Raw genomic sequence first — 14,010 nt, 5'->3', positions numbered from 1 at the left:
CGCTAGTTACGAGCGCCCCACAGTTAACTGTACGCTGCCTAACCCCTCTACTGTTGCTGTCAGCACGTCACCGACCTGCACAGGGCCTACGCCTGCTGGCGTACCTGTCATGATCAAGTCACCTGCTTGCAAAGTAAAGCGTGTAGACAAGTAGGCAATGGTTTCAACGATAGGCCAGATCATCTGGTTGATATCACCAGATTGTCTACGCTCACCATTGATATCCAAGCTGATAGTCCCTTTGGTCAGCACACCAAGCGCTGCACGTGGATGCAAAGGCCCCATAGGAGCAGATGCATCAAATGCTTTACCCACTTCCCAAGGTCTACCTTGTTTTTTCAACTGCGTCTGCACGTCGCGTTGGGTCATGTCCAAACCAATGGCATAACCCCAAATGCTCTGTTCCGCTTGCTCTAGGCTAAGGTTCTTGCCGCCAGAGCCCAATGCCACCACAAGCTCTACTTCGTGGTGCACATCTTGGCTTTGTACTGGATAAGGCCATACGGGGGCTGAATCAGTCCCCATGACCCATACGGCACCCGCTGGCTTGGCAAAGAAGAATGGGTCTTCGCGACCGCTATGACCCATTTCCTGAGCGTGCTCAGCGTAGTTCCGGCCTACACAAAAAATGCGGTTTACCGGAAAACGCTGTTCACTACCTGTCACCTCTAGCCCAACAACGTCCTGTGGTTGGATTGCCCAAGTCATTTTATTTTTGTCCTTCTTGGAAGCGAGCAATGCTGTTGGAAATTTCACGTTTCGCGGACTCAACACCTTCCCAACCGTTTACTTTGACCCATTTACCTTTTTCCAGGTCTTTGTAACGCTCAAAGAAGTGTTTCAGACGAGCCAATTCTTCTTCTGGCAGATCATCTGGACCATTGATGTGACGGTATGGAGGGTACAGTTTAGTTACTGGCACAGCCAATACTTTGGAGTCGCCACCACCTTCATCTTCCATCATCAATACGCCAATCGCACGGCATTTCACCACTGCACCGATTTGGATTGGGAATGGAGCCAATACCAACACGTCAGCTGGATCTCCGTCGTCAGCGATAGTTTGTGGAACGTAACCGTAGTTCACTGGGTAGTGCATAGCGGCCAACATGAAACGATCTACAAAGATCGCGCCAGTTTCGTCGTCCACTTCGTACTTCACTGGATCGGAATTCATGGGAATTTCGATGATGACGTTGAACTCTTCCGGTGCATTAGCACCTGGGGTGACGAGATTTAAGCTCATGAGCGAACCTTCAAATAATGATTAATCAACCCTGCGATCAGGGCGGTCAGAAATAATGCTGGTATCCACCCCTGGTGGCAGAGCCGAGTCAAAGTACTCGTCATCATCGTTAGATGAGCTTGCTGCCGGTGTTGTGGAGGATGGTGTTATCACGTCAACTGCCGGTGTTGGGCTAGTTGGATCGTCAGAATAAAAGTCAGCGGCACTGGCTGCTATAGGTTGCTCATCCGTTGGATCAGCAAGCACGGCATCAGGTACAAACGCTGTATCGACAATATCAGGATCAGCCTGAGTGTCGGCTGCGGGTAACGAACGGCTAGTACGTACGCTAGGCAACGTTCCCACAACAACTGCAGAAGCCAACTGCCAATGACGCATCGCATCTTGGCTACGGCCTAAACCGTCGTACAAGTTACCCAACAATGCATGAATACGCATGTCATTGCGGATTTTCATGCTGCGTTTCAGATAGTGTTCGCCCTGTCCCCACAACTGGCCAGTCAAACACAATTGGCCTAATGCTGCTAACAGATCGGCATCATTGGGGTACTTACGTAGCCATTCTTCCGCTTTGCTCAAACGACGCGCATAGTGTTCTGGCGTGCAATTTGCATATGCCATGATCAACGAAGGTTCGAAACGAACATTGATAGCAGCTTCCAGAATACGAGTAGCATCGTCGTACTCGTCGGCCTCAGCTTTCACTTGTGCAGCGGCCAATGCCACGATAGGCAGTGTTTTTTCGTCGGCACGCAGATCGCCCCAAACCGTTTTAAACTGCTCTATGCCACCCGCTTTAATGCGTGCAGCAGCGGCTTCTTCTATAGCAGCTAAAGCTTCGTCTCGGTCGATGGCACTACGACGCACCAAAAGACGGGTCAGTTCATACACCTGATCGTGTTGCCCTAACTGACGGTAAGCGCGTAACAGCAAGCGAGTGGTGTGCAAAAAGCGAGCATTAACGTCTTGCAACGGCTGCAACAGTGCAACGGCTTCTTGAGGATTACCTTGATCCAACCACATTTCAGCCATCGCTGTTGCGGCAGCCACTTTCAGGCGCTCGTCTTTAGCAGCTTCATCTTGTACTTGTTTGAACTGCTCATCACGGCGCTGATATTCGCCTTGATTATGGGCAGCTCTAGCACTGGCCAAACCCGCTAATACACGACTGCTGTGCGAACGTGTTTTAGCCAATAACTTAGATAGATCTTTCTCGGCTTGGTCGTATCGGCCTTCCAACACATTTAACCAACCACTTTCCAACAATGCTCGGTCACGGTTTTGCGCTCTACGCCCACGCCACGAGCGAAAGCGCTCAGGGCTACCGGAAATCCAGCTGATGAAGCGCAGTGTCACATACAGGACGATAAAAATAACGATTGCAGCGACTACGGCAAAGTTCAAGCCAAACGACACACGATATGGTGGCACCAACACCACCACGTTACCGCTGTGCTCACGCAATACCAGCGCCAGAGTCACCGCCGCAATTAATACTACCAGCGTCCAAATCCAGGCTCTCATGACTTATCCTTGAAAAGGGGTGGCCAGTGTGCGCAATGCAGCTTGAGTCGCGTTATCAGTAGTTGCGTCAGGCTCATCCGCTACCGCATCCCCTGCTTCCTCTTGCTCCACTGCCTCTGTGCCCGCTTCGGCGGGTTCATCAGCCTCATTTGCCGTTGCGGCATCGTTTACAGCCTCTTTCTGCATCATGGACTCCAATGCCTGCAAACTGTTATCCAGTGTAGGCAAGTGGGTCACTATAGGTGTTTCGAGCAGACTGCGTGTCAATTGCAGCGCTTCTGCGCCTGCACCAGTTTGCACATCAAAACGCTGCTGCAATACGGCCAATACGGCATTCATCTCAGACTGCCACACCAACGGTTGACCTGTCATCAACGCCAAACGCGCTGTGGTGATGCGTAAACGCAGGTTATCGCGCAAGCGGTCAGCTTGTTCGGGTGACAACAATAAAGCAGACGCATCATCAATACGACGTACGGATACCAGATCACCTAAGTCTTGAGATACTGCATCCCAGCCGCGCTCTACCCAGTACCAGCTTTGTTTTGCGGTACGTTCCCACCACGGTGTTTCTTCCGTAAACACAGGCTCTGGAATGGTAGGTTCTTGTACGGTTTCTTCACCTGCTTCTACCGCGACATCAGGCGCCAACAACACAGCGCGATTTAGCTCTGCCTGCAAGGTGTCTAATTGACGGGATAGCGAGGACACATCGACTACGGTAATGGCACGCAAACGTTGCAGATCGCCATTAATGGTTTGCTGTAGCGAGGCCAGCGTTGGGCGATTGGCTCGGGCCAAACGCGCTTGCGCTGTTTCCATGGACACAATTGCATTATTGACGTTGCCGCCTATCAGCAATTGCTGCTGAGCCAAATTCACCAAATGCTCGACGTCATTCAAGAGAGCTTGCTGCCCGCCTGCATCTGTGAGTGTTTGAAAGGCTTGGTGCAAATCTTGCGTACGCTCTTGGCTGTCGGCCAGTTCACGCTGTAATTGCTGGTATTTTTGTTGCAGGTCACGTAACTGGGACTGCACCTGCTGCACTTGATCTACCGCTTTGTTGCTTGCCTGAATGTTGGCCTGTAATTGACGTTCAAGGTCAACATAGTCTTTTTGTTGCTGTTGCTGACCATACCATACACCGCCACCAACCAATGCCAACACAATCGCTGCCGCCAATACGGTTAAGCCATGCTTGCTTTTAGCGGCTGGCTGCTGCTTGGCAGTGTCATTCTGCGAAAAATAGGTGCTTTTCTTGCCGGTTTGCTCAGCGGCTACTGTGGCAGGCGTATCCTGCACAATGGCCTTCTCGGGCTGAGACGGATCGATTTCAGGTGTTTTATCTGTTTTATCTGTCATAGCAAGATGTAATCCGATTACGTTTTGTTGACGCTGGCCAGCTCGCTAAAGGCCACGCACATGGACTCCACACTAGGTGAAGCATAACGCAGCCTATGTAGCGGGGCCAAATTCCGCTTCTCTTGTTCCGATTGTAGTCGTTTCCCTATGCGTTCGTGAATGACTACGCCACCTACCTTGGCCCAATACGGCTCTAAACCCAGGCGGCACACGTTATCCAAAATCGCTGTGACACTTTCAGAACTGCTAAATAAGATGGAGCATTGTGTAGCCGACAAAGCCTGCTGCAACTGCACGACTTCGTCGCCCGTCCATAGCGCTGGTTGGCGCTGATAGACCGTTAAACGCTGTACCTGCTTTCCTTCTGCCTCTAGCGCTGCACCTAACCATTCACGGCCTTTCTGACCTCGCACTACCAGCACATTACTGAGTGCAGAGAGATGAGGTTGCAACACTTGCCATAATGCCTCGGAATCTTGTGCTGTATGACTAGCGGGGTACAGCAACAGTTGTTCCGATACCACGCGTTGCTCACGAAACGGCACAACGCTCGCCTGCCCCACACCTGCTACCCGTACGTTAGCCGGCCAGACGATGCCATGCTGCGCAATGATATTGAGGTAACTGAGTGCCGCTTGGCTGCTGACAAACACCACCACATCAAACTTAGAGGGGTGATGAATAAGGGGGTCGAAATTATGGTGTTGCTCTTCTAGCACTAAGGCAGGTAGCACCAAACTTTGCATGCCCTGCTGCTGCAAGGCCTCCTGCAAGGCTTGGTTACGGCCTTCTGGACGAGTCAGTATGGCGGTAGCAGAACGCCCTTCGCTCACGCGTTAGTTCTCGCTACTCGCAATGGACAATCTAGACAAAATGTCTTTAGCCCCATCTGCTAATAGTGCATTGGCTACTTGAGTACCCAATGCAACAGCATCGTCGGCATTACCACGAGCTTCTGCGCGAATAATGCGAGAACCGTCAGGTTCGGCAACCAACGCACGCAAATGCAATTGGTCGTCTTCAATAGTGGCATAAGCAGCCATTGGCACTTGGCATGAGCCCCCCAACAAGCGTGACACAGTACGCTCCGCCAGCGCACGCGCTGTAGACTCTGCACATGCTAATGGAGCCAACAAAGCCTGTAGCTCTACATTGGCTTCCATAATTTCTATACCGAGCGCACCTTGGCCTGCTGAAGGCAGGCTGTCTTCAGGGGACAACCATGAGCGTATACGTTCACCTAGCCCCAAACGGATCAAACCAGCTGCTGCCAAAATAATGGCATCGTAATCGCCGTTATCCAGTTTACCTAAGCGGGTGTCTAGGTTGCCACGTAAAGGCTTGATGGTCAGGTGCGGGTAACGCTCACGTATTTGCGCTTCACGACGCAAACTTGCCGTACCTACTACCGCGCCTTCAGGCAAATCAGCCAACGACGCATAGTGGTTAGATACAAAGGCATCACGCGGGTCTTCGCGTTTCATAATCACTGGCAAAGCAAAAGGGCTTTGCAGATCAAAAGGCACATCTTTTAAGGAGTGCACTGCTAAATGGGCTTTGCCTTCTAACAAAGCCACTTCCAGCTCTTTGATGAACAACCCTTTACCGCCTACTTTAGATAGCGTGCGATCAAGGATTTGATCACCGCGAGTAGTCATACTCAGCAGCTCAACCTTGCAGGTAGGATACAGCGTCTGTAAAGAGTCACGTACGAATTCGGCCTGCCACAATGCCAGTCGGCTAGCACGTGTTGCAATAATCAACTGATCAGGTACCAACAAAACAACTCCTACCCAGCAAAGTAACGGGCCACAGCGGCGCCTACGATCCCCAAGATAGCCAAAATCGCCAGCCCTTGCAGTAAGGACAGGCCTGATTCATGTTTTTTACGATCAGAGTCAGGTAAAAAACTCATGATTTCATCCTTTATTTAGTGGTAGGTTGGCGCATTGCCATCCATTTGCCCAATATGACCAGTATAACGGCAACTGAGGCTTCTACAATCAACTTCGTTGTAGAGGAGATATCACCCACATAGCGAGTAACAGCAATATCAGTCACCAACATGCCCCCTGCGATCCAGCCCAACAAGGCAGCGCCCAGGGTGATGAGCACAGGAAACCGGTCAATCAATTTCAATACTAAGGTGCTACCCCAAATAATGATGGGTACACTTAGCAGCAAACCAAAGATCACATACAACATTTGGTGATCAGCCTGCGTATTTTGTGCAGCGCCAGCAATCGCAATCACGTTGTCCAGACTCATCACAAAATCTGCAATTAAAATGGTTTTGACAGCTGACCATACACTACTGCCCGCTTGCACATTACCGTGCCCACCTTCATCAGGCACCAGCAACCTCAAGCCTATCCAGAACAGCATTGCTGCACCTGCCAGCTTCAAAAATGGAATATCTAGTAGCGTTAAGGCAAAGAAGATCAGTAGTACACGCAGGATAATCGCCCCTACCGTACCCCACAATATGCCTTTGATGCGTTGCTTATGGTCAAGATTTCTGCACGCTAACGCGATAACTACCGCATTATCCCCGCCCAGCAAAATATCAATTAAAACGATCTGAAACAATGCGCCCAAATGGAGCGTTTCAAAAAATTCGATCATTGAGCTTCTGTAGTGTCCAACCTAGATAATGGTCATAGCTTACTTTGCGTTATCCTCTGAATGGCAAAGTTAGGCTATTCACGCATGTAATGATTCCACCATCAAAAAAGTGCCCTACATCGCAATGCAGGGCACTTCTTTTTGCATGCCTATGCCCAGTTTACCGCAACTGGGCATGAACAGCTCTTATAGTACGGACTTCAGCAACTTGCCCATTTCGGATGGGTTGCGTGTAGTACGAATACCGCAAGCTTCCATAACTTCCAGTTTGGCGTCTGCAGTATCAGCACCACCGGAAATCAGAGCACCTGCGTGACCCATACGTTTCCCTGGAGGCGCTGTAACACCAGCGATAAAGCCGATTACTGGCTTTTTCATGTTGTCCTTAGCCCACAGAGCAGCATTCACTTCGTCTGGACCACCGATCTCGCCGATCATGATCACGGCATCAGTGTCTGGATCGTCATTGAACATTTTCAGTACGTCGATGTGTTTCAGACCGTTGATTGGGTCGCCACCGATACCTACCGCGCTGGATTGACCCAAGCCCAACTCAGTTACCTGAGCAACAGCTTCGTATGTCAATGTACCGGAACGGCTAACCACACCAATACGACCTTTACGGTGGATGTGACCAGGCATAATACCGATTTTCAGTTCGTCTGGAGTGATCAGACCTGGGCAGTTAGGGCCCAACAACAAGGTTTTCTTGTTCTCAGCACGCATACGGTTACGTACACGCAGCATGTCACGAACAGGAATGCCTTCGGTAATGCAGATCACCAAATCCAGATCAGCATCTACTGCTTCCCAGATCGCATCAGCAGCACCTGCTGGTGGAACGTAAATAACGGACACAGTTGCGCCAGTTGCATCACGTGCATCTTTTACGTTTGCGTAGATAGGCACGCCTTCGAAGTCCTCGCCTGCGCGACGTGGGTTCACGCCAGCAACAAACGCTTCTTTACCGTTACCGTATTCACGACACATACGTGTGTGAAATTGACCGGTTTTACCTGTAATACCTTGAGTAATAACTTTGGTATCTTTATTAATCAGAATCGACATTGAAAAATCCCTTCCTGTACTTATTTGGCGGCGGCAACGACTTTAGTGGCTGCTTCAGCCATCGTGTCGGCACTGATGATAGGCAAGCCGGATTCAGCCAGCATTTTCTTGCCCAACTCTTCGTTGGTACCTTTCATACGTACAACCAGAGGTACGTTCAGGTTTACTGCCTTACACGCAGTGATCACGCCTTCGGCGATCACGTCACAACGCATAATGCCACCGAAAATGTTTACCAGGATGGCTTTAACGTCTTTGTTAGCCAACATGATTTTGAAAGCTTCGGTCACTTTCTCGGCAGTAGCGCCACCACCAACGTCCAAGAAGTTGGCAGGTTCGCCGCCAAACAGCTTGATGGTGTCCATTGTGGCCATCGCCAAACCGGCACCGTTTACCAAGCAACCAATGTTGCCGTCCAGCTGAATGTAGGCCAGGTCAAATTTGCTAGCTTCGATTTCTGCAGGATCCTCTTCGTCCAGATCGCGGAACTCAAGAATGTCATCATGACGGAACAAGGCGTTGCTATCAAAGTTGAACTTAGCGTCCAATGCAATGATGTCACCGGAACCAGTCAGGATCAGTGGGTTGATTTCAGCCAGTTCAGCATCAGTATCTGTGTACACTTGGTACAGCTTCTGGAACTCAGCAACAGCTTTCTCGATAGAAGCCTCAGGTACACCAATACCACGAGCCAGTTTTATAGCTTGCTCGTTAGTCAGGCCAACCGCTGGGTCTACGAATTCTTTCAGAATGGCGTCAGGGTTACGCTCAGCCACTTCTTCAATTTCCATACCGCCTTCAGCAGATGCCATCACGGCAACACGCTGAGTAGCACGGTCGGTTACGATACCAACATAGTATTCTTTCTTGATGTCCGCGCCTTCTTCTACCAGCAAGCGACGTACTTTCTGACCTTCAGGACCAGTCTGGTGTGTTACCAACTGCATACCCAGAATTTCACCGGCGATTTGACGTACTTCGTCCATGGAACGTGCCAGCTTAACGCCACCACCTTTACCACGACCACCCGCATGAATTTGGGCTTTAACAACCCATACTGGGCCGCCTAGCTCTTCTGCTACGGCAACGGCTTCGTCTACCGAGAAAGCAGGTTTGCCGCGCGGAACAACTACTCCGTATTTTCTTAGCAGGGCCTTACCCTGATATTCATGAATTTTCATTGATTACCTGTCAGTCTTAATAAAAACACAAAAAAAACTTTGCCTACATCCACCACTGTTGACTACTCTGGTACAACTTCTGTGTGTTCAACTGCTTCATACCACTTAGGGTAAAACATCTTCACTACCTCGCCTGAACTACGTAAGGCGTGGCAACCATCAATCTGGAACGGTCGCTGTTGCGATTCATTTGATTCTGCAGCTTGTTTGGTGCTTCGCGCCTCTTTCACCATAGACTGAATTGCCACCGTAGGCAGAATATCAGTCAATTCGGTCATGTGTGTACAGCCAGAGGTACGAGACATAATTTCTCTTACCGAACGTTTAAACCCTTTGACCAAGCTTAATCCTATAAGCTGGCGATACGCATCCGCAATACCCGTGCAATGTTGTCTATACGGCGCTGCGCCGTAAGTAGCCACTACATCTTGGATAACGTAATTCTTATCGATGGTGACGCGCATCAACATGTGATGCACTGGGTCGCCCGCATTATGCACACCACTTTCCGACATTTTCGACGGAAAATCATAGTCTTTGACATCCATGATCTCTGCTTCTATATCCAATAGCCCGTCCTCACGCTCAAATGCTTGAGCCTGATACGTACGGGTATGCAGAAGACTACGGGATACAGTAGACGGTGGAAGTGGCATCTCTCACCAAGGGTAAAAATAACGATAAACGCCCCAGTATACCGCAGCTGATTGGTGGAGTATAAAAAAAGCCCCATTGACATAATGGGGCTTTTTTCATGTATTAGGCTAACTGTGCCCTATTATCTGCTAGCGCTACCCGCTCATGAGTATCTGACTCTACGGTCTCAATCACATCCACATCCACCGTTTCGCCTAGCTTAAACGCTGACACGTATGCCACTAACTCGTCAGATTGGGTACGTAATGCCGCTGCTGCCTCACTGGTTTGCTCTACCAGCAATACATTCTGATGTGTGGTGTCATCCATCAGCGTAATAGCCTGATTAATCTGACTTAAGCCCAACGACTGCTCTTGGCTAGCGCTCGCTATCTCACGAATCAACGTGGACATACGCTCGTTATTGGTCACGATTTCGTGCATGGTATCGCCTGCCACACCCACCAAGCCCGCGCCGTGACTCACTACTTGCGCAGAGCTTTCAATTAACAGCTTCACCTCGTGTGCAGCACTGGAAGAACGCTGGGCCAAGGCTCGTACCTCAGACGCCACAACGGCAAAGCCCCTACCTTGCTCGCCAGCGCGAGCAGCTTCTACGGCCGCATTCAACGCCAAGATATTAGTCTGGAAGGCAATGCTATCAATAATACCCACAATATCGGATATCTTCTGGGAAGATGCCGTGATTTGTTCCATCGTAGAAATAACGCTACCCACAGTCTCACCGCCACGTCGTGCGGCGTAAGCTGCCTGATCTGCCACCTCTTCAGCCTCTTGAGCATTAGCCGCATTTTGATGCACTGTACTGTTGAGTTCTTCTGTTGCCGCAGAGGTTTCTTGTAGTGAGCTTGCTTGCTGATCAGTTCTATCTGACAGCAACAATGCACTATCTGCCACATGGTTAGTGACATCCGCTAACGTCGCGGCGCTACGTGTAATGCGGGAAATCAACAAGCGCAGATTTTGCTGCATCGTGCGTATTTGTTGAAGCAACTGAGTAATTTCATCTTCACCATCGGTTTGCACAGATCGGCTTAAATCGCCTTTAGCGATAGATTGCGCCGCTGAATTCACTTCAGCAAAACCTTTGCTCAAGCGACGCAATGTCAGCAACAAGATGATGGTTACAGGTAGCGCCCCTAACAATGCAATCGCAGCAAACAGCATCTGACCTTGGTTGTAGCGTCGCTCGGCATGCTTTACCTCTTGGTCCGCCTGCGCCATTTGGTAGTACTGTAAACCTTGCAACGCCGTGACCGCCTGCTCGCCTTGAGTGCGCCCACCGATCAAAAACGCTTGCATGACTTCAGGAGAAAAGTTGCCTTTTTCCAATTGCCCTACCGCTTGCTCTAGCACTTTACGCCACTCAGCTTGCGCCTTAGTCGCCTGCTCAAGTAGCTGCAACTCGTCCTGATCTTGGATGCGTTCAGCTAGCAATTTACGTATTTCGCCATTGCGCTGCACATTCATCCATACATCATCCAAATGTGCTGAAGTAGGATGATCATGCAATGAATACAAAGGCCCATTAGGGTCGTGCTGAAACGCCAACAACACACTTTGCCGGGTGTTGTAGAAATTGCGAACCATGTTATCTACCTGCGCCATCGTACTCATACGAGTTTGATACACCGTCTCCAAGCTTTTCTTGGATTGCATCAAGCCCCAGATACCTGCCGCCATTGCCAGCACAAACACACACCAGAACACCCAAATCGTGACTCTGAATCGACGAAGTAAACTAAACCTATTTAGAAACATGCGCGTACTACCAACAAAAGAAAACCAATCATGCCCAGCTCATCAGATTGATCTTAGGCGTAATGGCAGATGACCACTCATGCAACCTGATGACAAAAGCACGCGCTATTCATAAATTTCAAGCATAAAGAAAAGCCATGCGTCTGCACGCATGGCGTTCATTACCTCTACATTGAAACCGGTGTTAAGCCTGACGTAACTCCTTGGCAGCCGCTACCATCGTTTTCAACGCCTCCGTAGTTTCTGGCCAACCACGTGTTTTCAACCCGCAGTCTGGATTCACCCATAAACGCTCTGCGGGCAAACGCTTCGCCGCTTTACGCATCAATTCAACCATCCACGCTTGGTCTGGAATGTTAGGCGAGTGAATGTCATACACACCAGGGCCAATATCGTTGGGGTAATGGAAGTTTTCAAAAGCTTCCAACAACTCCATATTGGAACGTGAAGTCTCGATGGTGATCACGTCTGCATCCATGGCCGCAATGGCTTCAATAATGTCATTGAATTCTGAGTAGCACATGTGAGTATGGATCTGGGTGTCGTTCTCGATATTGCTAGTAGAAATACGGAAGCAATCGACTGCCCACTGCAAATACGCATCCCAATCGGCTTTGCGCAGTGGCAAACCTTCGCGAATAGCAGGCTCGTCAATCTGAATGACTTTCACCCCTGCCGCTTCAAGATCATGTACCTCATCACGCAGTGCTAACGCCAACTGACGGCAAGTATCGGCACGAGACTGATCGTCACGCACAAACGACCACTGCAGCATTGTCACTGGCCCCGTTAACATGCCTTTAACTGGGCGCGTTGTGAGGGACTGCGCATATTGAGACCATGCCACAGTCATTGGCATTACACGCAGCACATCACCAAAAATAATAGGTGGTTTCACACAACGGGAACCGTAGCTTTGCACCCACCCGTTTTGGGTGAAGGCGAACCCACCTAATAGCTCACCAAAGTACTCCACCATGTCATTGCGCTCGGCTTCACCGTGCACCAACACATCCAAATCTATGTCTTCTTGGAAACGGATCACACGCTCGATTTCAGCACGTATTTCTTTCTCATACGCGGTATCGCTCAATGCGCCAGAACGCCAGTCACGACGCAACTTACGTATATCTTGTGTTTGCGGGAAAGAACCAATCGTCGTGGTTGGAAAAGCGGGTAAGTTCAAACGTGCTTGCTGTGCAGCGATACGTTCAGCAAACGGTGCGCGATCTCGTTGCAAGGTAGCGAGTTTCCCTACCCTTTCAGCCACAGTAGGATTATGTGTACGTGGAGACTCTGCTCGTGTTTTCAGCGCTTTGCGCTGCGCTTCCAAAGCAGCTTCAACAGTAGCATCTACCTTGTTATCGACCAGCGCACGCAACCACTGCAATTCGTCTAGCTTTTGCGTAGCAAACGACAACCAGCTATAGAGTTCGGCATCCAAGCCCTCTTCGCCTTCCACATCCACAGGGACGTGCAACAGTGAGCACGAAGGCGCGATCCAAAGCTTGTCTCCCAATTCTGCTTTAAGAGGCTTCAGTACCTGAGCGGCTTTATCTAGATCTGTACGCCAAATATTGCGGCCGTTAATGACACCTACAGACAATACTTGCTCAGCCGACAACTGAGCACGCACAGCTGCGATTTGTTCTGGCGCACGCACAGCATCAATGTGCACACCTTCAACAGGCAAACCTTGCAATACCGATACGTTATCGCGCAGGCCGTCAAAGTACGTTGCCAGCAGCACTTTCAAGCCACCTTGCTTCAAGCTGCTGTACACGCCCTTGAACGCATCACGCCATACAGTCGGTAAATCCACCGCTAAGATAGGTTCATCAATTTGTACCCACTCTATGCCCAAGGCTTGAATACGCGCTAAGACGTCTTGATACACCGGCAGCAACGCGGGCAGCAAATCCAATTTCGCTGCATCAGCAGCACCCTGCGTGTAGGCCTCGCCTTTGGCCAACCACAGCCAGGTCAACGGGCCCGGAATAACAGGCTTCACGTTATAGCCTTCCGCAACGGCTTCGGCGATTTGCTCTAGCAACACAGTACGTGCCAGTCGAAAGTTCTGGTTAGGCTGAATTTCAGGGACGATGTAGTGGTAGTTAGTATCAAACCACTTGGTCATTTCACATGCAGCGGCTGGCTTACCTTGTGGAGCACGACCACGCGCCATTCTAAACAAGGTATCTAGATCAACATCCGCCGCCGCAGCGTGTTCGAAACGTGCAGGAACGGCACCTAGCAAGCACGTCCACTCCAAAATTTGGTCGTACCACGCAAAGTCCCCCACGGGGATGAGGTCTAAGCCTGCCGCTTTTTGCAGTGCCCAATGGTGGCTACGCAGTTCTTTACCTGTTTGCAATAAAACGTCTTGTGGCAAGTCACCCGCCCAATACGCTTCTACAGCACGCTTCAGCTCACGCTGCTTACCAATGCGAGGAAAACCTAAGTTATGAATCACTGTCATCTTATGCCTACTGGAAATCGTATTTACAGGAAAAATTCTTCAACCCATGTATTGTGCCTGTACAATTAAATGAAAAAAAATCAAATACACCATTCTTAGAATGAATA

The 14,010-nt window shown here is 50.0% G+C and carries 13 protein-coding genes; all 13 read right to left on the bottom strand.

Annotated features, from left to right (window positions below; all coding sequences use genetic code 11):
- Positions 1–6: 6 nt before the first annotated feature.
- Complete coding sequence (locus AC3QL0_RS06490) at positions 7–708, bottom strand: fumarylacetoacetate hydrolase family protein (protein ID WP_493010598.1); 702 nt, start codon at positions 706–708, stop codon at positions 7–9.
- 1 nt (position 709) lies between these two features.
- Positions 710–1,246 (bottom strand): inorganic diphosphatase, encoded by a 537-nt coding sequence (gene ppa, locus AC3QL0_RS06485; protein WP_135867027.1) that lies wholly within the window; start codon positions 1,244–1,246, stop codon positions 710–712.
- A gap of 21 nt (positions 1,247–1,267) precedes the next feature.
- Entirely contained in the window at positions 1,268–2,770 is a 1,503-nt protein-coding gene (locus AC3QL0_RS06480; protein WP_493010597.1) for a heme biosynthesis HemY N-terminal domain-containing protein, read from the bottom strand.
- A gap of 3 nt (positions 2,771–2,773) precedes the next feature.
- Positions 2,774–4,132, bottom strand: a complete 1,359-nt coding sequence (locus AC3QL0_RS06475) for a uroporphyrinogen-III C-methyltransferase (RefSeq protein WP_493010596.1) — start codon at positions 4,130–4,132, stop codon at positions 2,774–2,776.
- 17 nt (positions 4,133–4,149) lie between these two features.
- Positions 4,150–4,965 (bottom strand): uroporphyrinogen-III synthase, encoded by an 816-nt coding sequence (locus AC3QL0_RS06470; RefSeq protein ID WP_493010595.1) that lies wholly within the window; start codon positions 4,963–4,965, stop codon positions 4,150–4,152.
- Positions 4,966–4,968: 3 nt separating this feature from the next.
- On the bottom strand, positions 4,969–5,913 hold the full coding sequence (gene hemC, locus AC3QL0_RS06465) for a hydroxymethylbilane synthase (protein ID WP_493010594.1): 945 nt from the start codon (positions 5,911–5,913) through the stop codon (positions 4,969–4,971).
- Positions 5,914–5,921: 8 nt separating this feature from the next.
- Positions 5,922–6,047, bottom strand: coding sequence for a hypothetical protein (locus AC3QL0_RS06460; RefSeq protein WP_430219521.1), 126 nt, complete (start codon positions 6,045–6,047; stop codon positions 5,922–5,924).
- An 11-nt stretch (positions 6,048–6,058) separates the two neighbouring features.
- On the bottom strand, positions 6,059–6,757 hold the full coding sequence (locus AC3QL0_RS06455; protein WP_493010593.1) for a TerC family protein: 699 nt from the start codon (positions 6,755–6,757) through the stop codon (positions 6,059–6,061).
- 186 nt (positions 6,758–6,943) lie between these two features.
- Positions 6,944–7,825 carry a succinate--CoA ligase subunit alpha gene (gene sucD, locus AC3QL0_RS06450; RefSeq protein ID WP_135866077.1) on the bottom strand — a complete coding sequence of 294 codons (882 nt, stop codon included), beginning with the start codon at positions 7,823–7,825 and terminating at the stop codon, positions 6,944–6,946.
- 20 nt (positions 7,826–7,845) lie between these two features.
- The gene (sucC, locus tag AC3QL0_RS06445) at positions 7,846–9,006 is read right to left on the bottom strand and encodes an ADP-forming succinate--CoA ligase subunit beta (RefSeq protein ID WP_493010592.1); all 1,161 of its coding nucleotides are present in this window, start codon (positions 9,004–9,006) and stop codon (positions 7,846–7,848) included.
- A gap of 62 nt (positions 9,007–9,068) precedes the next feature.
- Complete coding sequence (locus AC3QL0_RS06440) at positions 9,069–9,662, bottom strand: DUF2889 domain-containing protein (RefSeq protein ID WP_493010591.1); 594 nt, start codon at positions 9,660–9,662, stop codon at positions 9,069–9,071.
- A 103-nt stretch (positions 9,663–9,765) separates the two neighbouring features.
- Complete coding sequence (locus tag AC3QL0_RS06435) at positions 9,766–11,424, bottom strand: methyl-accepting chemotaxis protein (protein ID WP_493010590.1); 1,659 nt, start codon at positions 11,422–11,424, stop codon at positions 9,766–9,768.
- Between the two features lie 184 nt (positions 11,425–11,608).
- The gene (gene metE / locus AC3QL0_RS06430) at positions 11,609–13,903 is read right to left on the bottom strand and encodes a 5-methyltetrahydropteroyltriglutamate--homocysteine S-methyltransferase (protein WP_493010589.1); all 2,295 of its coding nucleotides are present in this window, start codon (positions 13,901–13,903) and stop codon (positions 11,609–11,611) included.
- Between the last annotated feature and the right edge of the window lie 107 nt (positions 13,904–14,010).

It is taken from the genome of Paenalcaligenes sp. GW821-LYS-B07-1 (assembly GCF_058803365.1).
This window is presented reverse-complemented; position numbering and strand designations above follow the sequence as displayed.

Coding starts and splice junctions, on each gene's coding strand:
- AC3QL0_RS06490 (WP_493010598.1), bottom strand. CDS start 708: ATGACTTGGGCAATCCAACCACAGGACGTTGTTGGGCTAGAGGTGACA.
- ppa (WP_135867027.1), bottom strand. CDS start 1,246: ATGAGCTTAAATCTCGTCACCCCAGGTGCTAATGCACCGGAAGAGTTC.
- AC3QL0_RS06480 (WP_493010597.1), bottom strand. CDS start 2,770: ATGAGAGCCTGGATTTGGACGCTGGTAGTATTAATTGCGGCGGTGACT.
- AC3QL0_RS06475 (WP_493010596.1), bottom strand. CDS start 4,132: ATGACAGATAAAACAGATAAAACACCTGAAATCGATCCGTCTCAGCCC.
- AC3QL0_RS06460 (WP_430219521.1), bottom strand. CDS start 6,047: ATGAGTTTTTTACCTGACTCTGATCGTAAAAAACATGAATCAGGCCTG.
- AC3QL0_RS06455 (WP_493010593.1), bottom strand. CDS start 6,757: ATGATCGAATTTTTTGAAACGCTCCATTTGGGCGCATTGTTTCAGATC.
- sucD (WP_135866077.1), bottom strand. CDS start 7,825: ATGTCGATTCTGATTAATAAAGATACCAAAGTTATTACTCAAGGTATT.
- sucC (WP_493010592.1), bottom strand. CDS start 9,006: ATGAAAATTCATGAATATCAGGGTAAGGCCCTGCTAAGAAAATACGGA.
- AC3QL0_RS06440 (WP_493010591.1), bottom strand. CDS start 9,662: ATGCCACTTCCACCGTCTACTGTATCCCGTAGTCTTCTGCATACCCGT.
- AC3QL0_RS06435 (WP_493010590.1), bottom strand. CDS start 11,424: ATGTTTCTAAATAGGTTTAGTTTACTTCGTCGATTCAGAGTCACGATT.
- metE (WP_493010589.1), bottom strand. CDS start 13,903: ATGACAGTGATTCATAACTTAGGTTTTCCTCGCATTGGTAAGCAGCGT.